Raw genomic sequence first — 13,943 nt, 5'->3', positions numbered from 1 at the left:
GCTAAAATTTATCTGAATTTATGTTGAAACATATTGAAATTTTCACTGATGGGTCCTGTCTAGGCAACCCCGGTGCGGGTGGCATAGGCATTCTATTACGTTATAAACAGCACGAAAAACAAATTTCAAAAGGTTATTTCAAAACAACAAACAACCGAATGGAGCTGAGAGCCGTTATTGAGGCTTTAGCTAGCTTAAAAGAACCTTGCAAAGTTACTCTACATAGCGATAGCCAATATATGAAAAATGGCATTACTAAGTGGATTTTTAATTGGAAAAAAAATAACTGGAAATCTAGCACAGGCAAGCCAGTGAAAAACCAAGATTTATGGTTATTGCTTGATAATGAAACACAAAGACACCAAATACATTGGCAATGGGTGAAAGGACATAGCGGGCATCGAGAAAACGAAATCTGCGATCAACTCGCAAAACAAGGTGCAGAAAATCCAACGTTGGAAGATGTGGGGTATGAGCGTTCATAGCAGAAAGCGATGAAAGTATCTTTCACCGCTTTTTGAATATTCTAAGTAAACTTTTTATTTTAGTTATCTTCGGTGGGCAACTTCGCAATCACTGCATACCCATCTTCAATTCCTTCTATTAAATAGTCAGAATCTGCACTGATAAACGCCGATTGACCTTGTTTTAAATAAAGTGCGGTGGAATTTTCGCTGATTTTTAGCTCGCCGCGCATGACCAATAAAATCTCGGCACTTTGTGCGTGTAAGCGATGTTGCTCAGCTTGTTGATAGCTCACTTGGGTGAGGGCGAAATCTTTTGCTGGTGTTTGATAAGTGAATACTGGCTCGTTTTTTGGTGCGACAGGGATAATTTGTGGCACGACTTCTCGGCAGTCAATCACTTTCAATAACTCAGCAATATCAACGTGTTTTGGCGTTAAGCCGCCGCGGATAACGTTGTCGGAACAGGCCATTAATTCAATATTTTGCCCGCGTAAATAGGCATGTGGAATGCCTGCGTCTTGGAAAATACCTTCGCCTTTTTTTACTTCCACAATATTAAATAAGTAGAAACAGATCAGCCCCACATCAAGTTTTTCAGGGGAAATCTGCATTGTGTCCATTGTGTAAAGTACCCAATAATCAGGATTATCAAGGCTTAGCTGATTTTGTGCATAAGCGCTTTGATTGGCTTGAATAATTGGGTTGAGCCACGCCGCAAGGGCTTGCTGGTCGGCTTGCATAATGTCGGCATAAAAATCTGCTAAGGATTGTTGTGCAAGTTTTTCTGCAAGCGGAACGAGAGAAGGGCGAGCTTGCAAGGTTTGCAGAATGGCTTGCTTGGTTTTGAATCCGTGCAATAACCAAAAATCGGACAAGGCAATCATCATTTCGGGTTTGTGATTGTTGTCTTTGTAAGTTCTTTTTGGATCGTTTAAGGCAATGCCTAGGGTATTTTCTCTTGCAAAGCCTGCTTCAGCTTGGGCTTTTGTTGGGTGAAGCTGAATGGAAAGGGGCAGTTTTACATCTAAAATTTTCAGCAAATAAGGCAAGTTGTCGCCAAATTGGGTTCGGCTTGTTTCCCCAAGTGCGGTGGGATTTTTCGCTAAAAATGCGTTTAGTGGCTCAGATATGCCATTTTCTTCAATGATTGATGGGGCAGAATTGTGATCCCCTAGCCACCATTCAGCATAATATTGATTTTGTTCGGCTGGAATGCCCAGAAACTCAGGTAAAAATTGGTGTCCGCCCCAGACATAATGCTGGAGCTGACCGTTTAATGGGTAAAGCATTGTTATTTTCCTTTTTTATTGGTTTTTTCGCTTTTGTTCGCCGTGGATTTTTGTTTCGCTTGTTGCTTAGCTTGTTCTAGGGCGTTTTGATCTTGCGAAATGCGACCGCTATCGGTGAGATATTGTAGAATTTTTTCCACATCTTTAGGATTTTCAGCAACTAAAGGCACGGCTTTGCGGTTTTTTAACACTAATTGCAAAAAGCCATTTTCACCAATATTAATGGTATTGATGTAAGCATATTGCAAATAAAGATTATTTAAGAAAAAGCCGTCTTTTTTCAAAATAAACACAGGGTAGCGGATAAAGAAATGATAAATCATCAAAATACCAAACATTACCAATAAAAACATTGTGTAAGGTTCGATACCTTGTGGTAGCGCTTGATAAATAGCAATGCCAACCAGTGCGAGCATAATAAGGCCTTCAATTTTCGATTTACGGCGTAAACGCACTTTTAAGATGGTTTCACCAAAGCGTTTTTCCATTAGGAATTGATCATAGAAAGCATATAAAAAATAAAGAATGATAAAAACTAATAAAGCGGTATTGATCATAACAACGTCCGTATTCTGATTAGACAAAAAATAAACTCTCCGCGAAAGTTCGGGGAGAGTTTAATTTTAGCATTATTCTGCGTTTAAGTAACGATTAAGCAAGAATACCGGTTGCTGCACCGATGATACCGATGATGAAAATGCCCACGATAATCCATAACGCATTGACACGGTTGCGTAATAACCACATACAAGCAAAGGTAAATAGCAATGGTAATAAGCCCGGCATTAAGCTATCAAGGATAGATTGCACGGTGGTCACTTCAATTGTACCGTCTTGCTTTTCAATGGTGGAAACCACCAGTGGCACATTAATGCTTGTCCATTTTTGCACTAATGCCCCCATTATGAATAGACCGAGAATTGATGCCCCTTCAGTGAGTTTTTGCAATAAGCCCCCACTCATATCTTGCACCACATCAAGCCCTTTCTTATAGCCATAAACTACGCCGTAATAACGGGTTGCTAAACGTACAAGGTTGAACAAAACAAAGAATAATAATGGGCCAAGGATACTTCCGCTTAATGCTAAGCCTGCACCAAGAGCTGCAAATACAGGACGAGCTGTTCCCCAGAAAATTGGATCACCCACACCAGCAAGTGGCCCCATTAGACCTACTTTGATCCCGTTGATTGCCGCATCATCAATTTCTTTCCCATTCGCACGCTCTTCTTCCATTGCGATGGTTACCCCTAATACAGGTGCGGCCACGAAAGGTTGTGTGTTAAAGAATTCTAAATGGCGTTTGATTGCATCTTTGCGTTCTTGAGAATTTGGATCTGGGTATAAACGCTTGATAACAGGCACCATTGAATAAGCGAAGCCTAGTGCTTGCATACGCTCAAAGTTCCAAGAACCTTGGAAAAGGTTAGAACGCATTACCACTTTATTTAAATCGCTTTGGGTTACTTTTTTCATTTCAGTTGTCATTTTTCTTACCCCATTAATCTAATCTGTTATCAAGATCATTGTTGCCATTTGAAACCACTTGCACCACTTGTTTACTTTGGTTGTATTTCGGGTGAAGTTGGATATAAAGTGCTGCCATAATTGCACCTAGCACACCTAAGGCAACAAGGTTGAAATCAGTAAAGGCGGCAATCACAAAGCCTGCGTAGAAAAATGGCATTAAGTGGCCTGCGCGCATCATATTGATCACCATTGCGTAACCCACAACGGCGATAATTCCACCGGCAATTTTTAAGCCTGTTGTCACAACTGGCGGAATTGCATTTAACATTGCTTGCACAGCGTCTGTACCTGCGGTTAAAGCAACGATTAACGCTGGGATTGCAATACGCATTGCTTGTAAAATCAAGGCGCTGCAGTGAATCCAGTCTAAGCGAGTTAAATTGCCATCTTCAATGGCACGGTCTGCAGCGTGTTGGAAACCCACAGTAATTGCACGCACCACATAGGTTAAAACTTGACCTGCTGCGGCAAGTGGAATGGCAAGAGCGATCGCGGTAGTGATTTCTTGACCTCCCACAATGACAAGAATGGTTGAAACCACAGAAGCTAATGCCGCATCAGGTGCAAGTGCCGCACCAATGTTCATCCAGCCAAGAGCAAGTAATTCTAATGAACCACCCACAATAATCCCCGTTTTAATATCGCCTAACACTAAGCCCACAAGGGTACAAGCGATAAGCGGACGGTGAGTTTGAAATTCATCAAGGATCGATCCCATACCTGAAATACAGGCAACGATAAATACAAGAATAATTTGTAGCGTTGAAATTTCCATAATATTCATCCTTTACACAAGATTGTTTTTCTTCAATAAATCCATCATATATTGACGGCTATCATTTGATACTTTACGCACATCAAGCTCCACGCCCATTGCATCAATGGCTTTGAATGCGTCAATGTCTTTATCATCAACAGATACCGCACTGGTAATCATTTTCTTACCATCTTTATAAGCCATACCACCAATGTTGATGGATTTCATATCAACGCCAGCTTCTAGCAGTTTTAACACGTCTGTTGGATTGGTGAATAACAACATCATACGCTCGCCTGCATATTCAGGGTTGTTATAAACGCGGATCATTTTATCTACGCCCACAACGTGTGCGGTTACTCCCGGTGGTGCAACGCTTTTCAGCATTGTTGAACGAACGCTATCTTTCGCTACATCGTCATTGACTACCACAATGCGAGAAACTTTGCTTTCTTTTGTCCAGCGCGTTGCTACTTGACCGTGAATTAAGCGGTCATCAATACGCGCAAGCCCAACAACAAGATGACCTTCTTTATTTGGTGTAACCACTTCAGGTTGGCTTGGTGCAGGGGCGGCTTGAGCAACGGCTTGCGGCGCTTGCTCTGGCTCTTCTTCCACATATCTCAACGCACGAACCCCCGTACGACCTGTTTCTAACGCGATTGCCACGAGTTCTTGCAAACTTGGGCCATCATCACGCGCCATAAAGGTTTCCACCAACATTGGCACGTTTACCCCAGTCACAATATCCATATTGTCTTTGCCTTCCGATACACGGTTTGCCGCATTAAACGGACTGCCGCCCCAAGTATCTACAAGGAATAAGACTTCATCACAATGTGATAGGGTTGTGCTGAGTTTTTCCTGATATTTCGCCATAATCGTTTCAGCGTTTTCGCCGGGAACAAAATCGATCGTGGCAACATTTTCTTGTTCACCAATCAACATTTCGGTCGTTTTGAGCAGTTGCTCTGCCGCCACGCCGTGTGTTGCGATGATGATCGCAATAGCCATAAGGACTCCTTATACAAGTGGTTATGGTTTAAGTTTAAAATCTGGCGCGGATTGTATAGGAAAACACTCCAATTTAATGTGATTAAGATCACAGTTTTTTGACAATAAGTAATAATAACGCGAATTAAGTATCTGTTTGTTTAATATTTGCCTAATTTTTGTTTAATAATTCAAAATTATTTTTGCTCAGAAAAAACATTTCGATCATATTTCAACATATTTTTAACAAAGCATTATCCAACAAGGCTTAGCAGGCTCGCGATAAGTAAAAATAAATTTTGCGATCTAAATCGAAAAAATAAAGTGCGGTATTTTTTTCGCTCTTTTTTCTTGGTTAAGCTAGGCGACATCTGTATTTAGCCCATTCATCACATAATGAACAATCACAAAATGAAACTGTTTAATTGGCAAGCTACGAATTTTTTGCAACAAAAACAACAAGGTATGATCGTGGCAGAGAATATTGAAATAGCGCGGCAAGCGTTGTTTCAACGACAGTTGCAAAATATCAAGCTGCAACGCAACTGGCAATTTCCGCGTAAACCGAAAGCGAATGAATTGTATGAGCTGATTAACCAGCTGGCGTTACTGCTGAAATCCGCCGTGCCGATTAAGCAAAGTTTGCAATTATTGCTGCAGAATTGCACTGTGATTTCTTTAAATCTATGGCTTGGGCGATTGATAGAAGATCTTGAAAGCGGTTTAAGTTTTGCACAAGGAATTGAAAAACAAGGGAAATATTTTTCACAACAGGAACAACAGCTAATTCAAGTGGGCGAAATGACAGGCAAGCTCGCGCAAGTGTGTGAGCAAATTGCACAATATCGTCAGCACTCGTTAATTCTGCAACGAAAAATCCAAAAAATCTTGCTTTATCCTATGTTGGTGCTGGGCATTTCCGTGCTTTTGACCTTGTTGTTGCTGATTTTTATCGTGCCGCAATTTGCTGAAATGTACGGCAATAATAATGCTAGCTTACCTGCATTTACCGCATTTTTATTACATCTTTCCGAAGGGTTGCAACAACATTTTTGGCAACTTGCTTTATTATTTATACTGGTTTTGCTGTTTATTCGCTTTCGCCTAAAGCGTTCGGCAAAGCTAATAACGTGGAAAAATAGATGTATCAATAAAATGCCAATTTTCGGCAAGATTACCCAGTTAGCCCGCTTGATTCGCTTTAGCCAAGCCCTTGCATTAATGCTGCGTTCAGGCGTACCGTTAAATATGGCATTGCAATCTTTTTTCCCAAAACAGCAAAGCTGGCAGGTGGAAAAAAGCGATGTGGCTGATCCCGTGCTAAATCAAGCGGTGGAAACGGCGTTATATTGGCTCAATCAAGGTTATAAATTTTCCGATAGCGTAGCTAGTGATTTCTTTCCAATGACAGCACAACAAATGCTAAAAATAGGTGAAGAAAGTGGGCAGGTAGCACAGATGCTACAACATATTGCTGATAAATATCAGCAGGATCTCAATCACCAAGTGGATCTACTTTCTCAACTGCTTGAACCCTTGCTAATGGTGATTATTGGCGGTTTAATCGGTGCCGTGTTGCTAGGAATGTATTTACCGATTTTCAATATGGGAGCGATGATCCAATGATTACGCTTGCGACATTTTTATTGGGTGGCTTTGTGGGGCTACTTATCTTTCTGTATATTGCCACTTTTGTCCAACGGCTAAAACAAGCTGTATGGCAAGATTATTGTGAATTTTTCCAGCCACAACAAAAAGAAAAGCCAATGCTGCATTCTTCTTGGCAGAATAAAAAGAGCGGTAGTTTTTTGTGTTATATTTTTGCCTTTGCAGGATTGTTTGCCTTATGTAGCAAGCTTAATGCGGATCCTTATATCACATTATGGTGGGCGATTTGGTTGAGCTTGGTGATTTTAATCAGCATTATTGATTGGCTTTATCGATTGATTTCACCGTTATTATGCGTTTGGCTTTTCTTATGGATATTGCTTGGCGTGCATTGGCACATTATTCTGCTTTCGTTGGAGCAGGCTTTAGCAAGTGCGGTGGGAATTTTGTTAATTTTTTATAGTATTTGCTACATAAGTCAAATGGTTTATCACAAAACAATGTTAGGCGAAGGGGATTGTTGGCTAGCGTTTGCACTTGGAGCAGGAGTTTTCTGGCAAAAATTACCGCACTTTGTTTTTCTTGCTTGCTGTTATGCCATTATTTTTTGTGGCATACAAAAATTGTGCAGGCGTGATGGACAACAAATTGTGCAGCAAATTCCCTTTGCGCCGTTTTTAAGCCTTTCTGCCCTGAGCCTATTATTGCTTCGCTAAAAAAGACAGCGTATGATTTCTAGCAAAATAAATAAAGGTAGGAAAAAATGAGTTATATCGTTGGCGTAACAGGCGGCATTGGCAGTGGCAAAAGCACCATTGTGGATTTATTTGCCGAGTTAGGGGCGGAAATTATTGATGCGGATATTATTGCAAGGGAAGTGGTGGCGAAAGGAACACCTTTGCTGGCGGAAATTGCAGCACATTTTGGCGAAACTATTTTGTTAGATTCAGGCGAGTTAAATCGCCAAGCCTTGCGTCAAATTGTGTTTGAGCGTCCGCAAGAAAAAGCGTGGTTAAATAATTTGCTTCACCCTGCCATTCGGCGTGAAATGTTACATCAGCTTGCGCAAAGCCAAGCGCCTTATGTGTTGTGGGTTGTACCGTTGTTGATCGAAAATGATCTGATGGAATTTTGTGATCGCGTGTTAGTAGTTGATGTGCTGCCAGAAACTCAGTTATTGCGCGCATCGAAGCGCGATCAAAACAAAATTGCCTTGATTCAAAATATTATGACATCACAAGTTAGCCGAGAAAAACGTTTATCAGTCGCCGATGATGTGGTGGATAACGAGCCAGAATTAAGCCAAAATCTGCCTTATTTGCAGCAAAAAGTGTTAGAATTGCACCACCAATATTTACAACTTGCAAAGGAAAAAGAGAAAACCAATGGGTGAAGAAATTTTTGAAGTGCCTTGTCCTGTGTGTCAAAAAGCCGTGCCTTGGACGGCGGCAAGCCAGTATCGTCCTTTTTGTAGCAAGCGTTGCCAGCTAATTGATTTAGGTGAATGGGCAAATGAAGAAAAAGCCATTCCCTGTGAAACCGCAGATTTTGCCACGAATGAGCATTTTGGCGAAGATTGGCGTGGCTAGTTAAAAGAAAGTTATTTAAGAAAGCAAGCAAAGGAAAAAATGAATATTCAACATCAACAAAATCCACAAGATGGCGAGTTTTTTGTCCTTGATGAACAAGGGCAAAAAGTGGCAAAACTCACTTATTATTTTATTGATGCGCATAGCATTAATGCTAATCACACTTATGTTTCAGAGAGTTTACGCGGGCAAGGTGTGGCGGATAAACTTTATCAGGCCTTAGTGCAATTTGTGCGAGAACATCAATTAAATTTAGTGCCAAGTTGTAGCTATATTGCTAAAAAATGGCAGCGTGAAGCGCATTAATCCCTTTAACTAATTGATCGAAAATCACAAATTTTGTCTAGCAACGGTGGCAATTAAAACGCCGTTGCGGTAATTGTCTGTCTGTTGCCTATCTATTTTCTTGTCCATTTTCTTAGGAATTCCGCCGATTTTTGCAAAAGGATTGAGAAATTAAAATTATCTTGCTAAAATCCACCGCACTTTTTTACAAAAGTATGTTCGGATGAAGGTAGCTGGAGAGTAGGGAATTAACCCTGCACCGACGAGGTAAAATCTTTCAGGTGCTATTAAGTTAGCGAGGACTGTTACTGGACGAACCCTTGGAGAGATCCATTGCATTTGCAAAATGGACGCCGAAGGCGCAAAAGAGCGGTGAAATTTTCATCGTTTTTCAAACGCTCAGGCAAAAGGACAGGGGCAAGAGATTATTTCAGGTGATATAACGCGAGGCTTCGCGTTGTCTTTTTTCTATTCGCCAAACTCTTTTCGCCTCCTTGTAAACCGAGATTTTTTACGAGGAACATTCAATGTCAATCACTGAATTATTATCATCAGTTAATTCATTTATTTGGGGCCCGCCACTCTTAATTCTATTGTCTGGCGTAGGGCTTTATTTCACCTTTCGTTTAGGTTTTATTCAAATTTTTCAATTGCCAAGAGCCTTAAGTTATTTATTTAGAAAAGAAAAAGGCGCGCAAAACGGCAAGGGCGATGTGTCTGCTTTCGCCGCATTAAGCACCGCGTTGGCGGCTACCATTGGAACAGGAAATATTGTTGGGGTGGCAACCGCTGTACAAGCTGGAGGGCCGGGGGCAATTTTCTGGATGTGGTTAGTGGCGTTGTTTGGTATGGCGACCAAATATGCAGAATGTTTATTGGCGGTGAAATATCGCATTATTGATAAACGCGGATTTATTGCTGGCGGCCCGATGTACTACATTGAACGAGGCTTAGGCATCAAATGGCTGGCAAAAATGTTTGCCGTTTGCGGGATCTTGGTTGCCTTTTTCGGCATTGGTACATTTCCACAAGTGCAGGCTATCACTCACGCAATGCAGGATAGTTTTCATATTCCTGTGGAAATTATGGCGCCCATTATCACGCTTTTAGTTGCGGCGATTATTTTAGGCGGTATTAAACGTATTTCTTCTGTTGCAGCCATTGTTGTGCCTTTTATGGCCGTGCTTTATGTGGCAACGTCAATCATTATTATTGTGTTGAATTGGCAACAAGTGCCAGCAGCAGTGAGTTTGATTATTGAAAGCGCATTTAATCCGCAATCGGCACTTGGTGGTGCATTAGGTTATACCGTAATGAAAGCTATTCAATCGGGTGTGGCGCGTGGTATTTTCTCTAATGAATCAGGTTTAGGTAGCGCCCCCATTGCAGCGGCTGCGGCGCAAACCAAAGAGCCTGCACGCCAAGGCTTGATTTCAATGACAGGAACGTTTTTAGATACGCTTATCGTTTGTACGATGACAGGCGTTGTGATTGTGCTAACTGGGGCGTGGCAAGCGCCAGAAGCAGGAGCGGCGGTAACCAATCTTGCGTTCTCCAAAGGACTTGGTACAGCAGCGGGCGGGACGATTGTTACCCTTGGCTTATTATTCTTCGCATTCACCACGATTTTAGGCTGGTGTTATTATGGCGAGCGCTGTTTTGTTTATTTAGCAGGGGTGAAAGGGGTAAAATTCTACCGTTTTATCTTTATTGTATTAGTTGGCTGTGGCGCGTTTATTCACCTTGAAACCATTTGGATCTTGGCAGATATTGTCAACGGATTAATGGCATTCCCAAATCTTGTCGCCCTAATTGGTCTGCGCAAGGTGGTGTTCGAAGAAACTAGGCACTATTTTCAACGTTTAAGCATTGCTCATCGAGATGCTGATGATTAGAAAACGTTGAATAGACATTGACTATTTTAGGCACATTTAGGCACAGTAAAAATGATCATTTACTGTGCTTTTTTTATCTAAAATAAAAAAGGAAGCGGATTGTACTTTAGTCAAATATTATGTAAAGAATGGAAAATTATTGCTTAAAAGGGAGGATTTCAGAAACACTATCTCCTGAATGATAGCAACTTTTTCATAACATGAAAGTATCTTTTTTTAAATTTTCTACCTAGATCATAAATTTGCATTTTTCTTTTTTATTCTTCAATAAAGTCCTTGAAAAGTTCGCCTAACAGAGCTATGTTGTAGCCATAAGGTTTCACACAAGTAGAAATACTTACAATCAAAAGAGAGGTAAATGCTATGACTCTAAATATCACAAGTAAACAAATGGACATCACCCCTGCAATCCGCGCTCACATTGAAGAAAGACTTGCTAAATTAGGAAAATGGCAAACTCAACTGATTAATCCTCATTTCATTTTAAATAAAGTACCAAAAGGCTTTGCGGTGGAGGCTTCTATCGGCACGCCATTTGGTGATTTGTTCGCAAGTAGCGAATCGGAGGATATGTACAAAGCAATTAATGAAGTAGAAGAAAAACTCGAACGCCAACTCAATAAATTGCAACATAAAAGTGAATCTCGCCGTGCCGAGGAACGCCTAAAAGATTCATTTAACTAAAAACTTTTCCATTTTAGCCCGCACTTTTGCGGGCTTTTTCTTTGTCTAAACTCGCCTTTATTGTACAATACCGCCCTTATTTCGTTGGTTGAATCAAATTCAGCTGTAACCGTGGTTCGCAAACCTCCCACGCAAAAAAAAACTAGGACATCTTATGACAACATTCAAAAATCACAATCGCAAAGCGGTTGTTATCTTTTCTGGTGGACAAGATTCCACCACCTGTTTAATTCAAGCCATTGCCGATTATGGCGTAGAAAATGTGGAAACCGTAACCTTTCATTATGGTCAGCGCCACGCCATTGAATTAGAAAAAGCCAAATGGATCGCGCAAGATCTTGGGGTAAAACAAACTTTCATTGATACTTCTGTGATCAAAGCGATCACCTCAAATGCTCTAATGAACGAAAATGCAGAAATCAAGCAAGAAAAAGATGAGCTGCCAAACACCTTTGTGGACGGGCGTAACGCCTTATTTTTGCTTTACACCGCCATTTATGCCAAAGGGCAAGGTATTTCTGACATTATCACTGGCGTGTGCGAAACGGATTTCAGTGGCTACCCTGATTGCCGTGATGTGTTCATCAAATCAATGAACGTTACCCTGAATTTAGCGATGGATTACAATTTTAATCTTCGCACGCCGTTGATGTATCTCACCAAAGCGCAAACTTGGGCGTTAGCAGATAGCCTAGGTGCGCTAGATTATGTTCGCAATCATACGCACACTTGTTATCAGGGCGTGGACGGTGGTTGTGGCGAATGTCCAAGCTGCGTATTGCGCAATAAAGGTTTAGACGAATATTTACAACAAAAAAGTGCGGTGCAAAATGTTTAAAGTTTCTAAAGAATTCAGTTTTGATATGGCGCATTTGTTGGACGGACACGATGGCAAATGCCAAAACCTGCACGGCCACACTTATAAATTACAAGTGGAAGTGCAAGGGGAACTACACGCCAGCGGAGCAAAAAAAGGAATGGTGATAGATTTTTCGGATCTCAAACAGATCGTAAAAGAACAGATTCTCACCCCAATGGATCACGCCTTTATTTATGATGAAACCAGCGAGCGAGAAAGTCAAATTGCACGGCTATTGCAAGATCTCAATTCCAAAACCTTTGCAATGCCTACTCGCACCACCGCAGAAGAAATGGCACGCTTTATTTTTCAACGCTTAAGTGAACACTTGCCGATTAGCGCCATTCGCTTGTGGGAAACGCCTACTTCATTTTGTGAATATCGGGAAGATTAATGGCTGAATTAATTTCTAATCCAAGCTATCCCATTGTAGAAATTTTCCAAAGCCTGCAAGGAGAAGGGGCAAATACAGGAATGCCGAGCATTTTTATCCGCTTCGGCAAATGCAACTTGGCTTGCCCTTGGTGTGATACGCCCTACAATGATTTTGAACCGTGGTCGTTACAGCAAATCCTAGCTAAAGTGCGGTCGTTTTCGGCAAAAAATATTATCATCACGGGTGGCGAACCCACCATTCAGCCACAGCTGGGCTTATTGCTTGATCAACTTAAGGCAGAGGGCTATTTTCTTGCCATTGAAACCAATGGATTAAAGCCTGTCCCTGCACAAATTGATTATATTGCCACCAGTCCAAAACGAGAATATGCGCAGAAATATCGCCAACGCTGCATTACGCAAGCTAACGAAGTTCGCATTGTGGCAGATGCCGATGTGCAAGAATTTTGTGCGTTAATCGAAAGCCAGATTCAAGCGCAGCATTACTACCTTTCCCCTTGTGAAAACAACGGCGAAATGAATTTGCTCCACACCATCACACAGTTAGGCTTACTAAACCAACGCCCAAATAAACCGAAATGGCAGTTGAGCATTCAAACGCACAAGCTGATTGGGATTGAATAAAATTTGATAAAAAAAACACCGCACTTTTTAAAGTGCGGTCGTTTTTTCACAAATTTTACCCCCTTGGGTGATACCTTTCGTGCAAGTGTTTTAAGCGTTCTTTGGCGACGTGGGTGTAGATTTGGGTGGTGGAGAGATCGCTGTGTCCTAAGAGCATTTGTACCACGCGTAGATCTGCGCCGTGGTTGACTAAGTGAGTGGCGAAGGCGTGGCGTAGGACGTGGGGGGAGAGTGCTTCGCTGTCAATATCCGCTAAAATGGCGTAATGTTTAATGCGGTGCCAAAAGGTTTGGCGAGTCATTTGAGTGCCGCGCCGACTGGGAAATAGCACGTCTGAAGGCTGTCCGTCTAGCAATGCGGCTCTGCCATAAAGCATAAATTGTTTGATCCAATAGGCGGCTTCTTCGCCCATTGGTACAATGCGTTCTTTGTTGCCTTTGCCGATGACACGCACCACACCTTGTTGCACGCTGATGTTGTCAAGGGTGAGTGAAACCAGCTCGGTAACCCGTAAACCTGTGGCGTAAAGCAATTCCAGCATTGCTTTATCGCGTAATTCTAACGGCACTTCCACGCAGGGGGTGTTGAGCAAATCCGTAACCTGCTGTTCGGTGAGATATTTGGGCAATCGGCTCGGTAATTTTGGCGAAGTTAGCACCGCACTTGGGTCGTCTGTGCGATATTTCTCCCGATATAAATATTGAAAAAATTTACGCAACGCGCTCAATAATCTTGCTGTACTTGTGGCTTTGTAGCCCAAGTTCAATCGCTCACCAAGAAAGCTTTGCAGATCAATGGCATCTAAGGTTTCAAAGGTGAGATTCTGCGTTTCGAGCCAATTTGCCACCGCACTGAGATCCAAGCGGTAGGATTGAATGGTATTCTCCGAAAGCCCTTTTTCTAGCCATTGTTCATTCAGAAAAAGATCGATTAAGGCACTGTCTTTCATTGTTAATCCTATTCTGTT

Annotated in this window: 17 protein-coding genes and 2 riboswitches; of the genes, 11 read left to right on the top strand and 6 right to left on the bottom strand. The window is 41.7% G+C overall.

All coding sequences use genetic code 11. The annotated features are described in order from the left end of the window. Positions 1–20 precede the first annotated feature (20 nt). Positions 21–485, top strand: coding sequence for a ribonuclease HI (rnhA, locus tag ELZ61_RS09545; protein WP_126373222.1), 465 nt, complete (start codon positions 21–23; stop codon positions 483–485). A 59-nt stretch (positions 486–544) separates the two neighbouring features. Here the strand turns inward: rnhA and manA are convergent, their stop codons facing one another. The 5 genes from manA to manX form a co-directional block, all read right to left on the bottom strand. Beyond that, a complete protein-coding gene (manA, locus tag ELZ61_RS09540; protein WP_197717458.1) occupies positions 545–1,756 on the bottom strand; it encodes a mannose-6-phosphate isomerase, class I in 1,212 nt (403 codons plus the stop codon). 2 nt (positions 1,757–1,758) lie between these two features. Further along, positions 1,759–2,340: a DUF986 family protein gene (locus tag ELZ61_RS09535; RefSeq protein ID WP_241969697.1), complete on the bottom strand. Its 582-nt coding sequence runs from the start codon at positions 2,338–2,340 to the stop codon at positions 1,759–1,761. Between the two features lie 67 nt (positions 2,341–2,407). Further along, positions 2,408–3,244 (bottom strand): PTS mannose transporter subunit IID, encoded by an 837-nt coding sequence (locus ELZ61_RS09530; protein ID WP_017807081.1) that lies wholly within the window; start codon positions 3,242–3,244, stop codon positions 2,408–2,410. 13 nt (positions 3,245–3,257) lie between these two features. Then, entirely contained in the window at positions 3,258–4,061 is an 804-nt protein-coding gene (locus ELZ61_RS09525; protein WP_126373218.1) for a PTS mannose/fructose/sorbose transporter subunit IIC, read from the bottom strand. A gap of 12 nt (positions 4,062–4,073) precedes the next feature. Then, positions 4,074–5,057, bottom strand: coding sequence for a PTS mannose transporter subunit IIAB (gene manX / locus ELZ61_RS09520; RefSeq protein ID WP_126373216.1), 984 nt, complete (start codon positions 5,055–5,057; stop codon positions 4,074–4,076). A 375-nt stretch (positions 5,058–5,432) separates the two neighbouring features. Here manX and ELZ61_RS09515 point away from each other — a divergent pair, with 375 nt between their 5' ends. The 10 genes from ELZ61_RS09515 (at position 5,433) to ELZ61_RS09470 (ending at position 12,976) form a co-directional block, all read left to right on the top strand. Beyond that, entirely contained in the window at positions 5,433–6,662 is a 1,230-nt protein-coding gene (locus ELZ61_RS09515; protein ID WP_241969694.1) for a type II secretion system F family protein, read from the top strand. After that, positions 6,659–7,360 carry a prepilin peptidase gene (locus tag ELZ61_RS09510; protein WP_126373214.1) on the top strand — a complete coding sequence of 234 codons (702 nt, stop codon included), beginning with the start codon at positions 6,659–6,661 and terminating at the stop codon, positions 7,358–7,360. The genes ELZ61_RS09515 and ELZ61_RS09510 overlap by 4 nt, the downstream gene beginning before the upstream one ends. A gap of 47 nt (positions 7,361–7,407) precedes the next feature. Then, positions 7,408–8,037, top strand: a complete 630-nt coding sequence (gene coaE / locus ELZ61_RS09505; RefSeq protein ID WP_126373212.1) for a dephospho-CoA kinase — start codon at positions 7,408–7,410, stop codon at positions 8,035–8,037. After that, positions 8,030–8,233 carry a DNA gyrase inhibitor YacG gene (yacG, locus tag ELZ61_RS09500; protein ID WP_103853339.1) on the top strand — a complete coding sequence of 68 codons (204 nt, stop codon included), beginning with the start codon at positions 8,030–8,032 and terminating at the stop codon, positions 8,231–8,233. Before coaE ends, yacG begins: the two co-directional genes overlap by 8 nt. A 39-nt stretch (positions 8,234–8,272) precedes the next feature. Then, complete coding sequence (locus tag ELZ61_RS09495) at positions 8,273–8,539, top strand: GNAT family N-acetyltransferase (protein ID WP_126373210.1); 267 nt, start codon at positions 8,273–8,275, stop codon at positions 8,537–8,539. 289 nt (positions 8,540–8,828) lie between these two features. Beyond that, a riboswitch (glycine riboswitch) is annotated at positions 8,829–8,943 on the top strand. Positions 8,944–9,045: 102 nt separating this feature from the next. Further along, positions 9,046–10,413, top strand: coding sequence for an alanine/glycine:cation symporter family protein (locus ELZ61_RS09490; RefSeq protein ID WP_126373207.1), 1,368 nt, complete (start codon positions 9,046–9,048; stop codon positions 10,411–10,413). A gap of 363 nt (positions 10,414–10,776) precedes the next feature. Beyond that, positions 10,777–11,097, top strand: a complete 321-nt coding sequence (gene hpf / locus ELZ61_RS09485) for a ribosome hibernation-promoting factor, HPF/YfiA family (protein WP_126373205.1) — start codon at positions 10,777–10,779, stop codon at positions 11,095–11,097. Between the two features lie 105 nt (positions 11,098–11,202). Continuing rightward, positions 11,203–11,249: riboswitch (PreQ1 riboswitch) on the top strand. Positions 11,250–11,251: 2 nt separating this feature from the next. Next, positions 11,252–11,935, top strand: coding sequence for a 7-cyano-7-deazaguanine synthase QueC (gene queC, locus ELZ61_RS09480; protein ID WP_126373203.1), 684 nt, complete (start codon positions 11,252–11,254; stop codon positions 11,933–11,935). Continuing rightward, positions 11,928–12,350, top strand: a complete 423-nt coding sequence (gene queD / locus ELZ61_RS09475) for a 6-carboxytetrahydropterin synthase QueD (protein ID WP_126373201.1) — start codon at positions 11,928–11,930, stop codon at positions 12,348–12,350. Before queC ends, queD begins: the two co-directional genes overlap by 8 nt. Next, a complete protein-coding gene (locus tag ELZ61_RS09470) occupies positions 12,350–12,976 on the top strand; it encodes a 7-carboxy-7-deazaguanine synthase QueE (RefSeq protein ID WP_126373199.1) in 627 nt (208 codons plus the stop codon). Before queD ends, ELZ61_RS09470 begins: the two co-directional genes overlap by 1 nt. A 55-nt stretch (positions 12,977–13,031) precedes the next feature. Here the strand turns inward: ELZ61_RS09470 and xerD are convergent, their stop codons facing one another. Then, positions 13,032–13,925, bottom strand: a complete 894-nt coding sequence (gene xerD, locus ELZ61_RS09465) for a site-specific tyrosine recombinase XerD (protein ID WP_126373197.1) — start codon at positions 13,923–13,925, stop codon at positions 13,032–13,034. Between the last annotated feature and the right edge of the window lie 18 nt (positions 13,926–13,943).

Origin of the sequence: Avibacterium volantium (genome assembly GCF_900635775.1) — a bacterium.
Lineage (GTDB): Bacteria > Pseudomonadota > Gammaproteobacteria > Enterobacterales > Pasteurellaceae > Avibacterium > Avibacterium volantium.
The sequence above is the reverse complement of the archived record's forward strand: the minus strand, read 5'-3'. Positions and strand labels throughout refer to the sequence as shown.